The organism is Streptomyces sp. CA-179760 (assembly GCF_050937045.1).
Lineage (GTDB): Bacteria > Actinomycetota > Actinomycetes > Streptomycetales > Streptomycetaceae > Streptomyces.
Map to the genome: position 1 here is coordinate 7,690,979 of NZ_JBNJLZ010000001.1, position 16,274 is coordinate 7,707,252.

A 16,274-nucleotide genomic window follows, 5' to 3' on the forward strand; every position below is an offset into this window, starting at 1 on the left:
AATCCACATGGACCGAGCCGATCTCGCAGCGGTGTTCTATGGGGAGGGACCCGTACCTGTCCTCTGGGCCACCTACTGCCCCGTCCAGTTCGATGTGTGGCTGGCGTTCGCCCAGCCGCCGCGGCCGTCCTCGGAGGGGCGGCAGGATCTGATCCTCGCGATCCGTGAGGAGTACGGCGTCGAGCGGGTGCTGGACCGGTTCCAGAGCCGCGGGCTGATGGAGAAGTGCCGTCCGATCGCCGCCGGCAGCTTCGTGGCGGCGCGGTTGACCCTGAAGGAACTCGTCGGCGACCTGCTGCCCCTGACGAGTCTCGCCGGCGCGGTGCGTGTCGCCCGTGAACTCGCCGGGACCGGCGGCGCGGACGGCATCGAGGCGGCCCTCGCCGGACACGTCAGGACCCCCGCCACCAGCGAGATCCACGACAGCATGGAGCGCCGGCAGGAGCGCGGCCGTCATCTCACCTGGCTCCTGAGGCTGCTGCACCGCGTCGTGGAGAACGCCCGGCCGGACCTGGCCCGGAGCATGACCCGGGAACAGGAGGTGACCGGCGTGCTCGTCGACATGCTGAACGACGTCGTCGTGGACACCACCCCGGTGCGCGGGCCGCACACCGCCGTCGGGCGCGTGGCCGACCGCAGGCAGAAGTACCCGATCGTCTCCGTGACGACGAACCGGCCGGCGACCCGCGCTGTCGTACGGTCCCGACGGACGATCAAGGCCGACGCGGCGGAGCAGGTCTTCTCGGTCGACACCGCCACCATCGGATGGGCGGTGGTCGACAGCGGCATCGACGCGCGGCATCCCGCTTTTCAGGACTGGGACACCACCGGCCCGACGCCGCAGCCGCTGGAGACACGCATCGCCCGCTCCTTCGACTTCACCGGCGTTCGGGAAAAGCTCTCCGCCGACGTCCTCGTGGGAGGCCTCGTCAACTGGACGGCGGCGCTGCCGTCCGTCGAGACCACTCCGTCCCCGGGGCAGCCCGCCCGGCCACCGCCCGGCGACCAGCACGGCACCCACATCGCCGGCATCATCGGCGGCTGGTGGCCGGAGCTGGACTTCCGCGGCATCTGCCCACGCATCCGGCTCTACGACTTCCGGGTCCTCGACGACGAAGGGGGCGGCGACGAGTTCTCCATCGTCACCGCGCTCCAGGCGATCCGTCACATCAACGAGCAGGCCGGGCGGTTCATCGTCGCCGGGGTCAACATCAGCCTGTCCGTCCCGCACGACGTCGCCAGCCACTCCACCGGGTGGACACCCGTGTGCGTCGAGTGCGACCGCCTGACCCGGTCGGGAGTCGTGGTCGTCACCGCGGCCGGGAACGCGGGGTTCGCCGGCGGCACCGCGCACACCGTGGGCGCCGACTACCGGGACATCAGCATCTCCGACCCCGGCAACGCGGACTCCGTCATCACCGTCGGCTCCACCCACCGCAGCAACCCGCACCGCCACGGCGTCAGCTACTTCTCCAGCCGGGGCCCCACCGGCGACGGGCGGCTCAAGCCCGACCTGGTGGCGCCGGGGGAGGACATCGACGGCCCCATCCCCGGCGAGGGCATCTCCGCCATGCACGGGACCAGCCAGGCGGCCGCCCATGTCAGCGGAGCCGCCGCCATGCTGCTCGCCCGCCACCGGGAGTTGCTCGGCCGCCCGGAACGCGTGAAGGAGATCCTCTGCGCCACCGCGACCGACCTCGCCCGTGAACGCCATTTCCAGGGCCATGGGCTCGTCGACGTGCTGCGTGCCGTGCAGTCCGTCTGACGAACCGAACCACCAGCCAGGCAGGTTGACATGTATACCTTCGATTTCCTCGACGCCCGGCACGGCGACTGCTTCCTCGTCCGCTGGGGCGCACCCGACGAGCGGGTCATGCTCGTCGACGGCGGTCCCGTCGGCGTCTACCGGGCCACGCTCCGCGGCCGGCTCCAGCAGCTCGCGACGGCCGGCGGCGACGCCCCGCCGCACCTCGACGTCGTGTGCCTGTCCCACGTGGACGACGACCACGCCGGCGGGCTCGTACGGCTCTTCCGCGACATGCGGCAGGCCCAGCAGGACGGGGACGCCCTGCCGTACGCGGTGGACGCCCTGTGGTTCAACTCCGTGGAGGAACTCGTCGACAAGCGCGCCCCCGGGCTGAGCGCCTCCGTCAAGCCGCTCCTCGAACGAGCCGCCACCGACGCGGCGGTCGCCGCCAGCTACCGGCAGGGACGCGACATCCGCAACGCGGCCACCGCGCTGCACCTCGACGGCAACACCCCGTTCGGCGGACCGCTCACCGAGGGCGCCGAGGCCACCCTCGCCGACCTGGACGTCACGGTCGTCGCGCCCGACGAAGCGGCGCTGGAGGAACTGGAGGAACGCTGGCGCAAGGCGAAACAGCGCGACGACCCCGACGTCATCACGGCGTCGTACTCCGACTCGTCGGTGCAGAACCTCTCCAGCATCGTCCTGCTGCTGCGCCACGACGGCCGCACCGCGCTGCTCACCGGCGACGCCCGCGGCGACCACGTCCTGGCCGGGCTGCGCGGTCTCGGCCTGCTCGACGACTCGGAACCGCTGCACGTCGATCTGCTGAAGCTGCCGCACCACGGCAGCGACCGCAACGTGGAAGCCGGCTTCTTCGAGCAGGTGCGGGCCGACCACTACGTCGTCTCCGCCGACGGCATCCGCCACCACCACCCGAACGAGGACACCCTGCGCTGGCTCGTCGAGTCCCGGGCACCCGACGACGAGTACGTCATCCACCTGACCAACCACATCCCGTTCGCCGAGGAGGAACTGACGCGGCTGAGCGAGGGCCACGCCTTCGGCGTGGACGTCCGGGAGCCCGCCGAGCAGGCACTCGTCGTCACGATCGGAGACCGGCCATGACCTCCGCCCGGCACGCCCTCGCCCAGTCCGCGCCCCCGGCCGGGACCGTGACGCCCGCCGCTCCGGGATGGCTCGTCGACTCGCCCGCCGTCGGCACCGGCCTCACGGCCCGCCCCTGCGGTGACACCCTCCGCCCGGCCGAACCGCCCGCCACGGCCCACCCGGTCGCGCTCGCGATGTCCGGCGGAGGATTCCGCGCCACCCTCGCCGCGCTGGGCTTCGTCCGGCTGCTGGCCGACACCGGGCTGCTGTCCCGGCTGCGCTACTCCTCCTCCGTGTCCGGCGGTTCGATCGCCAACGGCTGCCTGGCCACGGCCTGGCCCGCGCTGCGGCAGGAGGGCTTCACCGCGCGTGCCGTGGACGAACTCGTCATCGCACCCGTCGTCGACCGTATTTCCTCCCGCTCCCTCAAGCGTGCCCTCCTGCGCGGCCTGTGGCGGACCCTCGGTCCCACGACCCGCACGGACCTCCTGGCCAGGCGTCTCGACGAGTGGTTCTTCGAGAAGGCCGAACTGGACCGGCTGGACCCGCAGGTGCGCTGGATCGTCAACGCGGCCAACCTGACCACCGGTGCCCGCTTCACCTTCGAACGCGACGTCTACGGCGACTACACCATCGGCCTCGTCCCCACCGCCGGCTCGGGGCTGCGGCTGAGCCGGGCCGTGTCGGCCTCCGCGGCGGTGCCCGGCGCCTTCCCGCCCGTCGTCCTCGACCGACGCCCCTTCCCGTGCGCCACCCACCCGCCCGCGCTGCTCGACGGCGGTACGTACGACAACACCGGCCTGGAGGCCATCGACGGGGACCGCTACCGCCACACCCTCCTGTGCGTCCTCAACGCCGGGGGCTGCTGCGGCCCGGTCTGTACGGGCGCGTCCCCGTCGTCCGCGACCTGGCCCGGGCCAACTCCCTGCTGTACCGGCAGAGCACCACGCTGCGGACCCGGGAAGTCGTCGACCGCTTCGAGGAGGCGAGGGCGGCGGGCCCGGACGGCGAACTGCCGCGCGGTGCCCGCCGCGGCGTCCTCGTCCAGCTCTCCACCGACTTCCCGGCCGACGGCCCGGACGCCCTGCGCCGCTGGCGCGCGGCCTTCGCCGAACACCCCGCCTTCGGCAACCGGCACCTGGCCCTCGTCCCGACCGTCTTCGACCGTCTCGACCCGGGCCTGTGCCGGGCCCTGGTCCACCGCGGCTGGTGGCTCGGCGGCGCGGCCCTGGCGACGTACCACCCGGAGCTGCTGCCGGCCGACCTGACGGCCCTGCGCCCACCGCCACGCTGACTCAGCGGATCGGCGCGTACACCACTCCCAGCTTGTCGACCTCGTCTCCCGCCCGGCCCGTGAAGCCCACGATCTGCCGGCCGGCGGGGGCCGTGAAGGTCTTGGCGTCGGCCGTGGCGGCACCGGCGGACAAGGTGCGCCCCTTGTCGGTCGTGAACGCCGCGGAGAACAGGCGTGTCCGGCCGTCCTTCTGGCCCTGCGTGAGCTTCACCGAGGTCAGGTGCTCACCGGCCGCCAGCGTCAGGGACGTCGCCGTGCCGCCCGTGCCGCCGTGGCTGAGCGTCGTACCGCCGTCATGGGTCAGGGACACCGCGTCCAGGCGGGCGCTGCCGCGCAGGGTCAGTGTGCGAGGCGCCGGGGCCGCCGGCAGTTCGTCCGCGTCGTTGAAGGCCGTGCCGTGCGGGCCGCCGAAGAAGTCGCTCGCGCGCAGGGAGGAGTCGAGTGTGTAGGAGAAGTCGACCGCGTGCGGGAAGTGGTCGGACAGGTTGGCACCGGCCGGGTCGAGGAAGGACGCCCACTCGTTGCTGTAGCGGGTCGCGTTCAGGCTGAGCAGCCTGCTGCCGCGGTAGAGGACCTTGTCCACGACCTCGCAGTCGTTCGTGGGCGCTGTCGTGGGGCAGACGAGCGCGTCACTGCCCTGGGCCGGGGGTGTCCCGCCCTTCACCCGCTGGACCCACGCGTCGGTGAGGCCGTTCTCGCTCAGCAGGGTGCGGATGTTGTCGCCGGAGCGCGTGTACCGCGTGTTCGTGTCGCCCATGACGATCACCGCGTTGCCCGCCGAGTTCGCCTGGATGAAGTCGGAGAGCTGCTCGACGTTGGCCCGGCGGGCGGCGAGGGCGTCGTCCGTGGCGTCCGCGTTCGTGTGCACGTTGTAGAGGTCCAGGAAGACGCCCTCGGCGAGCCGGACCCGGGCCAGCGAGAAGCCCTTGGGGGTGAGGCAGTTGGTGCCGGTGCACTTGTTCCACTTCACCCGCTGGAAGTCCTCGAAGGGGTGGTCCGAGAGGGTGTTGAGCCCGTCGCCGAAGGGGACACCGCCGCTGGTCGCGGTGCGGTGGGAGTGGTCGTCGCCCGCGTACAGGGTGGCGTGGTAGTTGAAGTCCTCCTGCACGTTGACGATGTCGTACGCCCCGAGGCGGGGGGAGATCAGCGGGGTGTTCTTCTCCGGACTGCCGGAGCTCAGGCCCTCGGGCAGGCCCGCGACGTTGTAGGTGAGCACGTTGAAGGAGCCGGAGTCCGCGGCGACGGCGGGTGCCGCGGCGGTGGTGGTCAGGCCCGTGACTGCCAGGGCGGCGGCCATGAGCGTGCCGATCAGTCTCTTCATGGGGGTGTCTCCGGTCGGGGAGGAGAGCGGGGGAGAAGGTGAACGGTGCTCAGGTTCGAGGGCAACGCCCTTGTGGCGCAAGAGGAGTAGGGGAAACAGTTGAAGACGCTCCACGTCAGGAGGCCCGCAACAGCTCCAGGTCCGTACCCCAGGAGTCGAGCACTCCGCCGTGCCCGGCCCGCCGTGACGCCCCCTCGATGCCGGCGAAGAGCGCACGCTGCGTGTCAGGGTCGCCGTCGGCGAGCAGGCGTTCCACGACGGGCAGAAGCCGGTCCGCTTCCCACCGCCGGTCGCCCAGCGGGCTCCGCTCCAGCTCCCACCGCAGGTACTTGTTGTAGGGCCGGACCCGGCAGTGCAGCGCGAAGAGCACCTCCAGGGCGTACGGCACGGACTCGGCGGCGTCCAGGTGGCCCATGGCCGGGTGGCCGTCGCGGTAGCTCTTCAGGGAGCGGTAGGTCTGGTTGACGTAGGCGTCGAGCCAGCCCTCGGCCGCGGCCCGGGCCTCTTCGGCGCCCAGCCTCCGCTTCTCGTCGAGGATCCGGGCGACAGCCCCGTCGAGCCGGTCGAGCAGTACCTCCGCGTGGACATAGGAGTAGCGCGCGAAGTGGTCGGGCCGGCCGGGCATGCCGCGGGTCCGGAACTCCGCCAGCGGGATGACGACCAGGTCGAGGTGGGCGGACCGGAACCAGTCCAGCTCGGTGAGTGCGGAGGCCTGCCGGTCCCGGAGGATCACGTGCAGGTCGTAGTCCGAGTGGACGGTCGGCATGCCCTCGTGGACCCGGGAGCCGCTGAGGACCAGCCCCGCGACCCCGGGGTCCTCGGCCGCCCGGGCGGTGAAGGCCGCGAGTGTGTCGTCTGGGGTGTCGCCCAGGACGATGTGCATGGTGATCTCTCCCTGTGGGACGGGCACGGCAAACGGAGTGCGTTGCGCGTCTGCGGTGTCCTGGGGGCACCGCGGGAGAGATCAGCTCACGGTGCGGACGATAGCCCGCCCGCACCGCCCAGCGGTAACGTTTTTCGCCTTACGCCTGCGGATTGAGCCCGTCCGACAGCCCCTGGTACGCCGGCTTCGCCCCGTAGCTCCCGTTGTACGGCAGAGCCGCGCCGTAGCCGCTGAACGTGCCCGGCACCCAGGAGTACTTGTCGGTGATGCCCCACACCGTGACGCCCGCACAGCGCGGCACGCCCAGGCAGTTCTCCGTGGCCGTCTTGTAGTCGGTGGACTGCTGGGCCAGCTCGGCCGACGACGCCGGCATGGGGATGCGGACGTCGAGTTCGGTGATCGACACCTCGAGACCGAGGTCGGAGAAGCGCTTCAGGTTCGCCTTCATCGAGGACGGCAGCCGGCCGACGACGAAATGGGCCTGGAAGCCGATGCCGTGCAACGGCACGCCCTGCGCGAGGAGTTGCCGCGCCAGGTTGTAGAGGCCGTCGCTCTTCGCGTTGTCCGCCTCGATGTTGTAGTCGTTGATGTACAGCTTGGGGCTCGGGTCGGCCGCGTGCCCCCAGCGCAGCGCGTTGGCGACGTACCCCGAGCCGAGCTTGCCCTGCCAGAGCGAGTTCCGCATCGAGCCGTCCTCGTTGAACGCCTCGTTGACGACGTCCCAGGCGTAGATCTTGCCCTTGTAGCGGCCGAGGGCGGTGTCGATGTGCTTCCTGAGGATCGTGTTGAGCTCGGACGCCGAGAAGTTGCCGTTGGCCGGCCAGGACGGATTCTGGTAGTGCCAGACCAGGGTGTGGCCCCGTACGCCCTGGTTGTGGGCGGCGGCGTGGTTGACCAGCCGGTCGGCGGCGGCCCAGTTGTAGCTGTTCCGGCTCGGCTCCAGCGCGTCCCACTTCATGGCGTTCTCCGCAGTCACCGAGTTGAACTCCCGGTTCAGGACGGTGGTGACTGGCGGTGGCCTGTTGCGGAGTGCGGCACCGCTCCTCCTGTGGGGTGGGGACGCGGGTGCGACATCCCCCCAGTCGCCGCGGCCGGCCGTAAGGTTGCCGTGCACCGGCGACCGGGGAGGGCGCATGACGCACGAGGCGGCGCGGCGCGAGGACGAGCCCGGCAACGGCTCGCCCTCGGACGCCGGCGACGACGGCTTACGCGGCACCCGCCCGCTGTGGCGGCAGCGGGACTTCGGGATCTTCTGGACCGCGCAGACCCTCTCCGTCCTCGGCGACTCTTTCGCCCTGATCGCCCTGCCCCTGCTGGTCCTGGAGGCCACGGGCTCGGTCGCGCGGATGGGGCTGCTGACCGCCGTGGGCGGGGCGGCTTCGGTCCTCGCGGCCGTGTTCGCCGGGGCGGTGGTGGACCGGGTGGACCGGCGCCGGCTGCTCATCTCGTGCGACCTCGTGCGCCTGGGGCTGTACGGGGCGATCCCACTGGTGTGGCTGTTCGGCCCGCAGATCTGGCTGCTGTACGTGGTGCTGCCGCTGTGCGAGGCCGTCGGCATGCTGTTCGCGGTCGGCTACGTCACCGTCGTACGCGGCCTGGTAGGCACCGGGCAACTCACCGAGGCCAACGGCCGGTTGAACGCCACGGCCGCCGGCGCGGGGGTGCTGGGGCCGCTGTGCGCCGGGCTGGTCGCCGCCTGGTCCGGCCCGGCCGCGGCCGTCGGCGTGAACGCGGCCAGCTTCGGTGTGTCGGCGGCGCTCCTGTTCTTCGTACGGTTCCGCAGGCGCGCCCCGGACGAACAGCCGGGCAAGCGCACCGGCCTGTGGCAGGACCTGCGCACCGGCGTCGCCTTCCTCCACGGCCACCCCGTGCTGCGCTCGCTCACGGTCCTGCTGTTCGTCTTCAGCTTCCTCACCCTCGGGATTCACGACCTGGTCATCTACCACCTCAAGCACGACCTCGGCCATGACGACGGCACGGTCGGCACCGTCATGGCGGCCGGCGCGCTCGGCACCATCGCCGGTGCCCTGCTCGTGGCCAGGGTCCGCCGACGCCTCGGCTTCGGGCTGACGTGGACCGGCTCGGTCGCGGGCTGCGGGCTCGCCTTCGCCGGTCTCGGCTGGGCCCGTGACGTGCCCGTGGTCGCGGCCCTGTGTGCCGCCTTCCTCGCCTGCGCCGCCATGGGAGGCACCTGCTCGATGTCGCTGCGCCAGGAGGTGACCCCGGAACACCTCCTGGGCCGGGTCACGTCCGCGTTCTGGACCCTGCACTACGCGGCGGCACCGATCGGCGCCGCCGTGCTGACCTGGGCCGCGGAGGAACAGGGCACGACGCCGGTCGCCCTGGCCGCCGGAGCGACCTGCGTCCTGCTCGCCGTGGCCGCCCTGTTCACCCCGGTCCGCGGGTCGGGCCGGACCGTCAGCCGTTGACCCCGCTGTAATGCCGCAGGCTCCACCGCCACAGCAGCCGCGCCCCCAGATACGCCAGCAGCCCGAGCAGCGGTGAGGCCGCCGCCAGCCAGTACGGCACACCGGTCGTATGCCCGTGCCCGGTCAGTACCGCCGCCGGGAAGAAGGCGACGAACGCGAGCGGGAGGCCGTAGGTCAGGAAGCCGCCCACCGCCTTGGGCAGGACGTTCAGCGGGTAGCTGCCGAACGTGCCGAGGAGTTCCTCCAGCCAGCGGCCCCAGTAGTCCGCGGCCGGGAAGCGCAGGGCAGCGCCGGCCACGACCGTGAACAGGGCCGCCTCCAGGAGCATGCCGCCCAGCACGGCCGCGATCAGGTACGTGACCCGGCCGGCCGTCCAGTCCAGGTCGCTGCGGGACAGCGCGCCGACCATCAGGCCCGCCGCGACCGTGAGGTCCCCGATGGCGTTGGTGGGGAAGTAGGCCAGCTGCATCTGCCGGTGCACCGGCATCGGACGCATCAGGTAGATGTCGACGCGGCCCTCCTGGATCTGCCGGCCGGCGAAGTGCACCCGCCCCAGGAGCAGTACGAACAGTCCGTGTGCCAGCATGCGCGTCGCCGGGATGAGCAGCACGTCCGAGCTGTCCCAGCCGCCCATCCCGGCGAACCGGGTCAGCAGCACCGTGGCGAACACGATCACCGACACCTGCCAGATCGCCCCGATCGCGATCATCAGCAGGAACTCGGTGCGGTACTCCATCTGCGCGCGGAAGTTGAGCGCGGTGACGCGCCACACGATCCGCAGAGCTCTCAAGGACATCTCAGCCTCCCTGCGAGATCACGCGCCGGGCGGCCCGCCGCCACAGCAGCCGGGTGAACAACGCCAGCGCCACGACCCAGGCGGCCTGGACGGAGAGCTGGAAGGCCGCGTCGGACAGCGGGATCCGGCCCACGTACAGCGACAGCGGCACGCTCAGCGTGGCCTGGAAGGGCAGGAAGGCGCTCATCGTCACGAACCAGTCCGGGAAGAACCACAGCGGCGCGTACACCCCGGACAGCAGGTTCTGCGCGAACAGCAGGATGAGCATCGCGGCGTTGTTGCGGATCGTCCAGAAGCACAACTGGTCGAGCGTGAGCATCACGTAGTACAGGACCCACTGGCCCAGCAGCATGCTCAAGCCGAACACCCCGGCCACGGCTGCCGATCGGGGCGGCTCGACGAGCCCGGTGGCCAGGCAGACCACGTACCCGGTCAGCGCCCACGCGAGCCCGTACAGCTGCTCGCCGGCGGCCCGCAGGGCGTAGTAGCGCTGCGGCGGCAGCGGGCGCAGGTACCAGTAGACGATGGTGCCGAAGTGCATGTGCTGGAGGACCGTGTCCCGGCCCGTGTACTGGTCCAGCTCCCGCAACCGGGACGCCAGTACGGCCAGCACGGCGTAGGTGACGGCCTGGTCGCGGCTCAGGCCGGCGGTCGTGCCGGAGTGCGCGTACAGGCCGCGCCACAGCGACCAGACCAGGACCACCTGTACGGCCAGCCGCAGGGCGACGGCCGTCATCCGGGGCGGGGCGTTCAGCTCACCCAGGGGAGTGACGCGGGCGGCGCGCCAGGCGTGCAGCACGGCCATGTCAGACCTCCCCGGCATGCGCGTACGCGGCCCGCATCACGTCCTCCAGGTCCGCCTCGTCCAGGGCGATGTCGGTCACCTCGTACCGCTCGATCACCGCCTTGAGGGCCTGGTGGACGGTGGGTGCGCCGGGCCCGTCGGGGCCGAAGACGACCTGCGCGCCGCTGTGCCGCAGGAGCGCGGTGCCGGGCGGCGGCAGAACCTCGGCGTGCGGGTCGGCGAGGGTGGCCCGCACCTGCCAGGTGGAGCCGAACTTGCGGCGGATCTCGTCGAGGCCGCCGTCCAGCATCAGCCGGCCGTGGTTGACGAGCACCACCCGCTCGGCGAGCCGCTCGACCTCCGTCATGTCGTGCGTGGTCAGCAGGACCGTACGGCCGCGCTGCTCCACCTGGTGGCGCAGGAACTCCCGCACCTGCTCCTTGACCACCACGTCCATCCCGATGGTCGGCTCGTCGAGGAAGACCACCGGCGGATCGTGCAGCAGGGCGGCGGCCAGATCGCTGCGCACCCGCTGGCCGAGGGAGAGATGGCGGACCCGGGTGTCCCAGAAGGACGACAGGTCCAGGATCTCGTCGAACTCCTTCAGCCGGGCGGCGTGTTCGGCCTTCGGCACCTCGTAGATGTCCCGCAGGATCGCGAACGACTCGCGCACCGGCAGGTCCCACCACAGCTGGGTGCGCTGCCCGAACACCGCACCGACGTTCCGGGCGTTGCGCTCCCGCTCCCGGTACGGCACGACGCCCGCGACCCGGGCCTCGCCGGAGGTGGGCGTGAGGATGCCGGTCAGTATCTTGATCGTGGTGGACTTGCCGGCGCCGTTCGGGCCGAGCAGGGCGAGGAGCTCGCCCGCGGCCACGTCGAAGGTGATGTCGGCGACGGCGTGCTTGGCCACCCGCTCGGGGTTGACCAGTGAGCGGACGGCGCCCAGGAATCCGGGGCGGCGGACGGTGGTGTGAAAGGTCCGGGACAGTCCGCGGACCTCGATGGCGACACTCAATCGACCCACCCGCTTTCATGCGATGAACACAGACGCGGCCGGTCGGCTTCGAGGGCCGACCGGCCGCGGTTGACGCCCCGACACTGTCGGAATGTCGATCAATTGGTCAATCGATTAATCGGCTTCTTACCTGACGTTCTTCTCGCCCGGCGGCCGAGTCACCCGTTGGTCGAGAACACGAACGAGAACTCCGCCGGCTCCGCCTTCAGGAAGTACCGCGGCAGCGGGCCCGGGCCGCACGACTGCGAGCCGATGCCGTGCTGACCGTGGTCGAGGTTGACCCACACCGTGTCGCCGGCCGTGAGGTCGGTGCGGTGCCGGGCCGCCTCGAGCTGCTCGGTCGTCCAGCGCCGCGCGGTGAACCAGAACTCCGGGTCGCCCTCGATCCGCAGCCCGCCGAGCTCCACCCAGCGGACGTCGGGGCGGGCGCCGTTCTCCTGCGGACGCACGTACGGCGTCTGCAGCTCGTCCACCGAAGCCTGCCAACGGCCGACCATCGACGCCGTCCTGGTGTCCGGGTAGGCCTCGCCGGGCCCTCCGCCGAACCACTCCACCCGGTCGGCCTCGGGGAGCCCGAAGCGGACACCGAGCCGGGGCAGCGGCACCGTCCAGTCGCCCTCGGGGGTCACGGACACGGTCAGCCGCAGCCGCTCCCCGTCGGACGTCCAGCGGTACACCGTGTCCAGACCGACCTCGCGGGCCGCAGGTGCCACCCGGGTCCGGACCGTCAGCGCGTCGTCCCCCGCCTCGACCGAGACCAGCCGGTGGCGCATACGGTGCAGGCCGAGCGTGCGCCACAGCATCCCGTAGCGGGTGTCGGTCTGCCATTCCGCGCCGTCGTCGTTGTCGGTCGGCGCCCGCCACACGTCCAGCCGCGGTGCCGCGCCGACCCTGACGCCGCCGATCGAGCGCAGGGCGCCGGTACGGGGGTCGAACTCGGCGGGACCGAGGGTGATCCGGTCCGTGCCGGCCACGGGCCGGTCGCTCGCGGGGAAGGACGGCAGCGGCCGGGCCCCCACGGCGAACTGCCCCCAGGCCACGACATGGTCCTTCGGAGCCCAGAGCGTGTCGTCGGCGAGCAGGGCCCGCACCGTCCACTGGCGTTCGCCGCCCCGGCCGTCCGCGGGCGGCTCCGGCAGCTTCACCTCGGCGGTCTCGCCCGGCGCCAGCGCCGGCACCGCCAGCGAACCCGACTCGACGGTCTCGCCGTCCACCTGGCACGACCACTCGAAGGCCAGCGCCGACAGGTCGGCGAAGTCCTGCTTGTTGGTGATCCGCACGATGCCGTTGGCGCCGTCGCCCTCGATGCGGACCGGCTCGATGACCTTCTTGTACTCGATCAGGCCCGGCGACGGCGTCCGGTCCGGGAAGACCAGCCCGTCGCAGACGAAGTTGCCGTCGTGTAGCTCCTCGCCGAAGTCACCGCCGTAGGCGTAACCCAGCTCGGCGTGCTTGACGCCGTGGTCGATCCACTCCCAGATGAAGCCGCCCTGGAGCCGCTCGTGCTTCTCGAACAGCTCCTGGTAGTCGGCGAGTCCACCCGGGCCGTTGCCCATCGCGTGCCCGTACTCGCACTGGATGAAGGGCAGTTCCCGGCGCTTGCCGGTGCCTCCGTCGAGCCGCTGCCCGATCTTGTCGACCTCGTCGTGGAATGCGTACATCCGCGAGTACACGTCCGTGTCGCGGCAGTTCCAGTCGCCCTCGTAGTGCACCAGCCGCTCGGGGTCGCGGTCGTGGATCCACTCGGCCATCGCGGTGAGCCCGCGCCCGGTGCCGGCCTCGTTGCCCAGCGACCAGAACACGACGGACGGGTGATTCTTGTCCCGCTCGACCATCCGCTCCGCACGGTCCAGCAGGGCCGGGGTCCAGCGGTCGTCGTCGACCGGGTTGTCCCGCCAGTCCTGCTCGACGAAGCCGTGGGTCTCCAGGTCGCACTCGTCGATGACCCACAGCCCGTACTCGTCGCACAGGTCCAGGAAGGCCGGGTGCGGCGGGTAGTGCGAGGTGCGCACGGCGTTGAGGTTGTGCCGCTTCATCAGCAGCACGTCCTCGCGCATGGTCTCCAGGTCGAGCGCGCGGCCCGTCGTAGGGTGCCACTCGTGCCGGTTGACGCCCTTGAAGAGGACGGCCTTCCCGTTGACCTTGATCAGGCCGTCCTCCAGGACGACCGTACGGAAACCGATCCGCAGCGGCACCCGCTCGCCCTCGGTGGCCAGCACACCGTCGTACAGCTTCGGGGTCTCGGCGGTCCACGGCGCGACCGCGACCGTCACCGTGTCACCCGTCGCGACATCGATGTCCAGCGCCGGGACGGTCACCCGCCCCTCGACGTCGGAGTCGACGCGCAGGGTGCCCTCGCCGGTGGTGTGGTCGTACGACGCGTGCACGAAGAAGTCGCCCACGCTGCCCGCCGGGCGGTGCAGCAACGTCACGTCGCGGAAGATGCCCGGCAGCCACCACTGGTCCTGGTCCTCCAGGTACGAGCCCGCCGACCACTGGTGCACCCGCACCGCCAGGACGTTGCCGCCCGGCTTCAGCAGATGCCCCACCGCGAACTCGTGCGCCAGCCGGGAGCCCTTGAACTCGCCGAGCTCCGTGCCGTTCAGCCAGAGGCGGGCACAGGACTCGACGCCGTCGAACCGCAGCACCGCCCCGCCGTCCGACGGCCAGTCCGACGGCAGGTCGAAGACGCGCAGATGGTCACCGGTCGGGTTCTCCGTCGGGACGTGCGGCGGGTCCACCGGGAAGGGGTAGAGGTGGTTGGTGTAGATCGGGGACCCGAACGCCCCGTCGCCCTGGAGGACCCAGTGCCCGGGGACCGTGACCTCGGCCCAGCCCTGGGCGTCGTAGCCCTCCTCGGCGAACGAGTCGTCCTCGGCGTCGACGGTGCCCGACAGCCGGAAGCGCCAGCTGCCGTTCAGCGACAGGGACGTGGCGTCCGAGGACGCGTACCAGGCGCGGGCCGGAAGGGCCCCGCTCCCCGGGGAGACGTCCTCGACGTAGTCGGCGGTGGTGCGGAAAGACATCGGTCTCCTAGCTCAGCCCTTGATGCCGGTCTGGGCGATCCCCTGCACCAGCCAGCGCTGGAGGAAGAGGAAGACGAACACCAGGGGCAGGATGGAAATGGCCGTGGCCATGAAGATCAGGTGATAGTTGACGGTCTGGTTCGTCATGTACGACGACAGCGCCACCTGGACCGTCCAGGCGCTCGGGTCCTGGCCGATGACCAGGGGCCACAGGAAGGCGTTCCAGCCGTTGATGAAGGTGATCGTGGCGATGGCCGCGAAGAAGTTCAGCGAGTTCGGCACGACGACGCGCCAGTACGCGCCCCAGTAGCCGAGCCCGTCCACCCGCGCCGCCTCCTCCAGCTCCTTGGGGAACCCCAGGAAGTACTGCCGGAACAGGAAGCAGGTGAAACCACTGAAGAGGCCCGGGATGATGAGACCCCGGTAACTGTCCACCCAGCCGAGGGACGAGACGAGAACGAAGCTCGGCACGAAGGTGACCGCCGTGGGCACCATCAGGGTCACCAGGACGGCGTAGAACACCTTGTTGGCGTGCTTGTACGGGATCCGGGCCAGGCCGTACCCGGCCATCGAGCAGATCAGCAGGATGCCCGAGGTGTGCAGGACGGCCACGACCACGGAGTTCCACAGGGCCCGGGCGAAGTCGACGGTGACGTCGTTGAACGGCTCGCTGAAGTTGCCCCACTCGATGGAGGTGGGGATCCACTTCCACTCCTCGCCCGTGATCTCCGGGTCCGTCATCACCGCGTTGCGGACGATCAGGTAGAAGGGGATGAGGAAGAGGAGGCCCGCGATGCCGGTCGCGATGTACAGGCCGGTGTTTCCGATGACGCCGCCGCGCTTGGCCTTGCCCGGCTTGGCGGCCTTCCTGACGTCGGGTGCTGTGGTGGTCACTTGGTCTCCTCACCCCTTCCGAAGCCCATGATCTTGCCCTGGAAGAGGGTCACGACGCAGATGAGCAGGGTCAGGACGACCGCGCCCGCGCTGCCCGCGCCGTAGTTCTGGTTCTGGCCGAGGGCCATCTTGTAGAGCTCGACCAGCGGCGGCTGGCCCCAGGTGGCCTTGCCGAGCAAGTTGAAGAACTCGTCGAAGGCCTGGTAGGCGGCGATCAGCAGCAGCAGGATCACCGCGGTGGACGTGGCGCGCAGCTGCGGCAGCGTGATGTGCCGGAAGGTCTGCCAGCCCGGCTTGGCGCCGTCGATGGAGGCGGCCTCGTACAGCTCCCGTGGGATGTTCTGCAGCGCCGCGATAAAGAGGATCATGTAGAAGCCCGACTGCAGCCAGAGCCGGACGGTCACGATGACCAGCCAATACCAGGGCGGGTCGGGGTTGGCCAGCCAGGCGATGTTGTCGATGCCGAACCAGCCGAGGACGGTGTTGGCCAGGCCGAAACGGACGCCGTTGAAGATGGACATCTTCCAGATCAGCGCGGCGGCGACATAGCTGACCGCGGTCGGCAGGAAGAACACCGACCGGAAGAACGCCCGCATGAACCGCAGCCGGTTCACCAGCAGGGCGAGTCCCAGCGACAAGGCCCAGGTGGCGGGCACGATGAACGCGGCGAACACGGTGAACGTGACGAGGGAATTCCGGAAGTTCGTGTCCGTGAGGATCTGCTTGTAGTTGTCGAAGCCGACGAACTCGCTCGGCGTGACCGTGAACCGTGCCTCGAAGAAGCTGAGCCAGATGCTCCAGCCGATGGGCACGAAGACGAAGATCACCAGCCCGATCAGGAACGGACCGGTGAAGAGCCAGAAGTTGAAGGTGCTGCTCGCCCCGAGGCCCCGCCGCGGCCGGGTCTTGGAGATCTTGGCCGGGGCGGGCTGGGCGACCCCGCGTGTGGTGGTGGTCGACATGTCGAGATCC

General features: G+C 70.8%; 13 protein-coding genes. 4 read left to right on the forward strand and 9 right to left on the reverse strand.

All coding sequences use genetic code 11. The features are described 5' to 3' along the window. Positions 1 to 7 precede the first annotated feature (7 nt). The 3 genes from ACQEV8_RS34960 to ACQEV8_RS34970 are packed head-to-tail and all read left to right on the forward strand — an operon-like array spanning position 8 to position 4,125. Complete coding sequence (locus ACQEV8_RS34960) at positions 8 to 1,765, forward strand: S8 family serine peptidase (RefSeq protein WP_432968470.1); 1,758 nt, start codon at positions 8 to 10, stop codon at positions 1,763 to 1,765. A 30-nt stretch (positions 1,766 to 1,795) separates the two neighbouring features. Continuing rightward, complete coding sequence (locus tag ACQEV8_RS34965; RefSeq protein ID WP_432968473.1) at positions 1,796 to 2,875, forward strand: ComEC/Rec2 family competence protein; 1,080 nt, start codon at positions 1,796 to 1,798, stop codon at positions 2,873 to 2,875. After that, positions 2,872 to 4,125 (forward strand): patatin-like phospholipase family protein, encoded by a 1,254-nt coding sequence (locus tag ACQEV8_RS34970; protein ID WP_432968476.1) that lies wholly within the window; start codon positions 2,872 to 2,874, stop codon positions 4,123 to 4,125. The genes ACQEV8_RS34965 and ACQEV8_RS34970 overlap by 4 nt, the downstream gene beginning before the upstream one ends. A gap of 27 nt (positions 4,126 to 4,152) precedes the next feature. On the opposite strand, the gene ACQEV8_RS34975 is transcribed toward ACQEV8_RS34970, so the two are convergent. The 3 genes from ACQEV8_RS34975 to ACQEV8_RS34985 form a co-directional block, all read right to left on the reverse strand. Further along, positions 4,153 to 5,472, reverse strand: coding sequence for a jacalin-like lectin (locus ACQEV8_RS34975; protein ID WP_432968479.1), 1,320 nt, complete (start codon positions 5,470 to 5,472; stop codon positions 4,153 to 4,155). Positions 5,473 to 5,587: 115 nt separating this feature from the next. Continuing rightward, on the reverse strand, positions 5,588 to 6,355 hold the full coding sequence (locus tag ACQEV8_RS34980; RefSeq protein ID WP_432968482.1) for a hypothetical protein: 768 nt from the start codon (positions 6,353 to 6,355) through the stop codon (positions 5,588 to 5,590). Positions 6,356 to 6,494: 139 nt separating this feature from the next. After that, the gene (locus ACQEV8_RS34985) at positions 6,495 to 7,490 is read right to left on the reverse strand and encodes an endo-1,4-beta-xylanase (RefSeq protein ID WP_432968485.1); all 996 of its coding nucleotides are present in this window, start codon (positions 7,488 to 7,490) and stop codon (positions 6,495 to 6,497) included. On the opposite strand from ACQEV8_RS34985, the gene ACQEV8_RS34990 reads away from it, so the two are divergent. Continuing rightward, positions 7,489 to 8,784, forward strand: a complete 1,296-nt coding sequence (locus ACQEV8_RS34990) for an MFS transporter (RefSeq protein ID WP_432968488.1) — start codon at positions 7,489 to 7,491, stop codon at positions 8,782 to 8,784. The genes ACQEV8_RS34985 and ACQEV8_RS34990 overlap by 2 nt on opposite strands. Here ACQEV8_RS34990 and ACQEV8_RS34995 read toward each other — a convergent pair. From ACQEV8_RS34995 to ACQEV8_RS35020, 6 genes are all read right to left on the reverse strand, one after another. After that, positions 8,774 to 9,580, reverse strand: coding sequence for an ABC transporter permease (locus ACQEV8_RS34995; RefSeq protein WP_432968491.1), 807 nt, complete (start codon positions 9,578 to 9,580; stop codon positions 8,774 to 8,776). The two genes, ACQEV8_RS34990 and ACQEV8_RS34995, sit on opposite strands and share 11 nt — an antisense overlap. 1 nt (position 9,581) lies before the next feature. Beyond that, positions 9,582 to 10,385, reverse strand: a complete 804-nt coding sequence (locus tag ACQEV8_RS35000) for an ABC-2 family transporter protein (protein WP_432968494.1) — start codon at positions 10,383 to 10,385, stop codon at positions 9,582 to 9,584. A 1-nt stretch (position 10,386) separates the two neighbouring features. After that, positions 10,387 to 11,382: an ABC transporter ATP-binding protein gene (locus ACQEV8_RS35005; RefSeq protein WP_432968501.1), complete on the reverse strand. Its 996-nt coding sequence runs from the start codon at positions 11,380 to 11,382 to the stop codon at positions 10,387 to 10,389. Positions 11,383 to 11,540: 158 nt separating this feature from the next. Further along, a complete protein-coding gene (locus ACQEV8_RS35010) occupies positions 11,541 to 14,408 on the reverse strand; it encodes a glycoside hydrolase family 2 TIM barrel-domain containing protein (RefSeq protein ID WP_432968504.1) in 2,868 nt (955 codons plus the stop codon). A 12-nt stretch (positions 14,409 to 14,420) separates the two neighbouring features. Beyond that, complete coding sequence (locus tag ACQEV8_RS35015) at positions 14,421 to 15,302, reverse strand: carbohydrate ABC transporter permease (RefSeq protein ID WP_432968507.1); 882 nt, start codon at positions 15,300 to 15,302, stop codon at positions 14,421 to 14,423. Next, complete coding sequence (locus tag ACQEV8_RS35020) at positions 15,299 to 16,264, reverse strand: carbohydrate ABC transporter permease (protein WP_432968510.1); 966 nt, start codon at positions 16,262 to 16,264, stop codon at positions 15,299 to 15,301. Before ACQEV8_RS35020 ends, ACQEV8_RS35015 begins: the two co-directional genes overlap by 4 nt. Positions 16,265 to 16,274 lie beyond the last annotated feature (10 nt).

Bases quoted from the DNA above. Each gene is read 5' to 3' on its own strand.
- ACQEV8_RS34960 (WP_432968470.1), top strand. From the start codon at position 8: ATGGACCGAGCCGATCTCGCAGCGGTGTTCTATGGGGAGGGACCCGTA.
- ACQEV8_RS34965 (WP_432968473.1), top strand. From the start codon at position 1,796: ATGTATACCTTCGATTTCCTCGACGCCCGGCACGGCGACTGCTTCCTC.
- ACQEV8_RS34970 (WP_432968476.1), top strand. From the start codon at position 2,872: ATGACCTCCGCCCGGCACGCCCTCGCCCAGTCCGCGCCCCCGGCCGGG.
- ACQEV8_RS34975 (WP_432968479.1), bottom strand. From the start codon at position 5,472: ATGAAGAGACTGATCGGCACGCTCATGGCCGCCGCCCTGGCAGTCACG.
- ACQEV8_RS34980 (WP_432968482.1), bottom strand. From the start codon at position 6,355: ATGCACATCGTCCTGGGCGACACCCCAGACGACACACTCGCGGCCTTC.
- ACQEV8_RS34990 (WP_432968488.1), top strand. From the start codon at position 7,489: ATGACGCACGAGGCGGCGCGGCGCGAGGACGAGCCCGGCAACGGCTCG.
- ACQEV8_RS34985 (WP_432968485.1), bottom strand. From the start codon at position 7,490: ATGCGCCCTCCCCGGTCGCCGGTGCACGGCAACCTTACGGCCGGCCGC.
- ACQEV8_RS34995 (WP_432968491.1), bottom strand. From the start codon at position 9,580: ATGTCCTTGAGAGCTCTGCGGATCGTGTGGCGCGTCACCGCGCTCAAC.
- ACQEV8_RS35000 (WP_432968494.1), bottom strand. From the start codon at position 10,385: ATGGCCGTGCTGCACGCCTGGCGCGCCGCCCGCGTCACTCCCCTGGGT.
- ACQEV8_RS35010 (WP_432968504.1), bottom strand. From the start codon at position 14,408: ATGTCTTTCCGCACCACCGCCGACTACGTCGAGGACGTCTCCCCGGGG.
- ACQEV8_RS35020 (WP_432968510.1), bottom strand. From the start codon at position 16,264: ATGTCGACCACCACCACACGCGGGGTCGCCCAGCCCGCCCCGGCCAAG.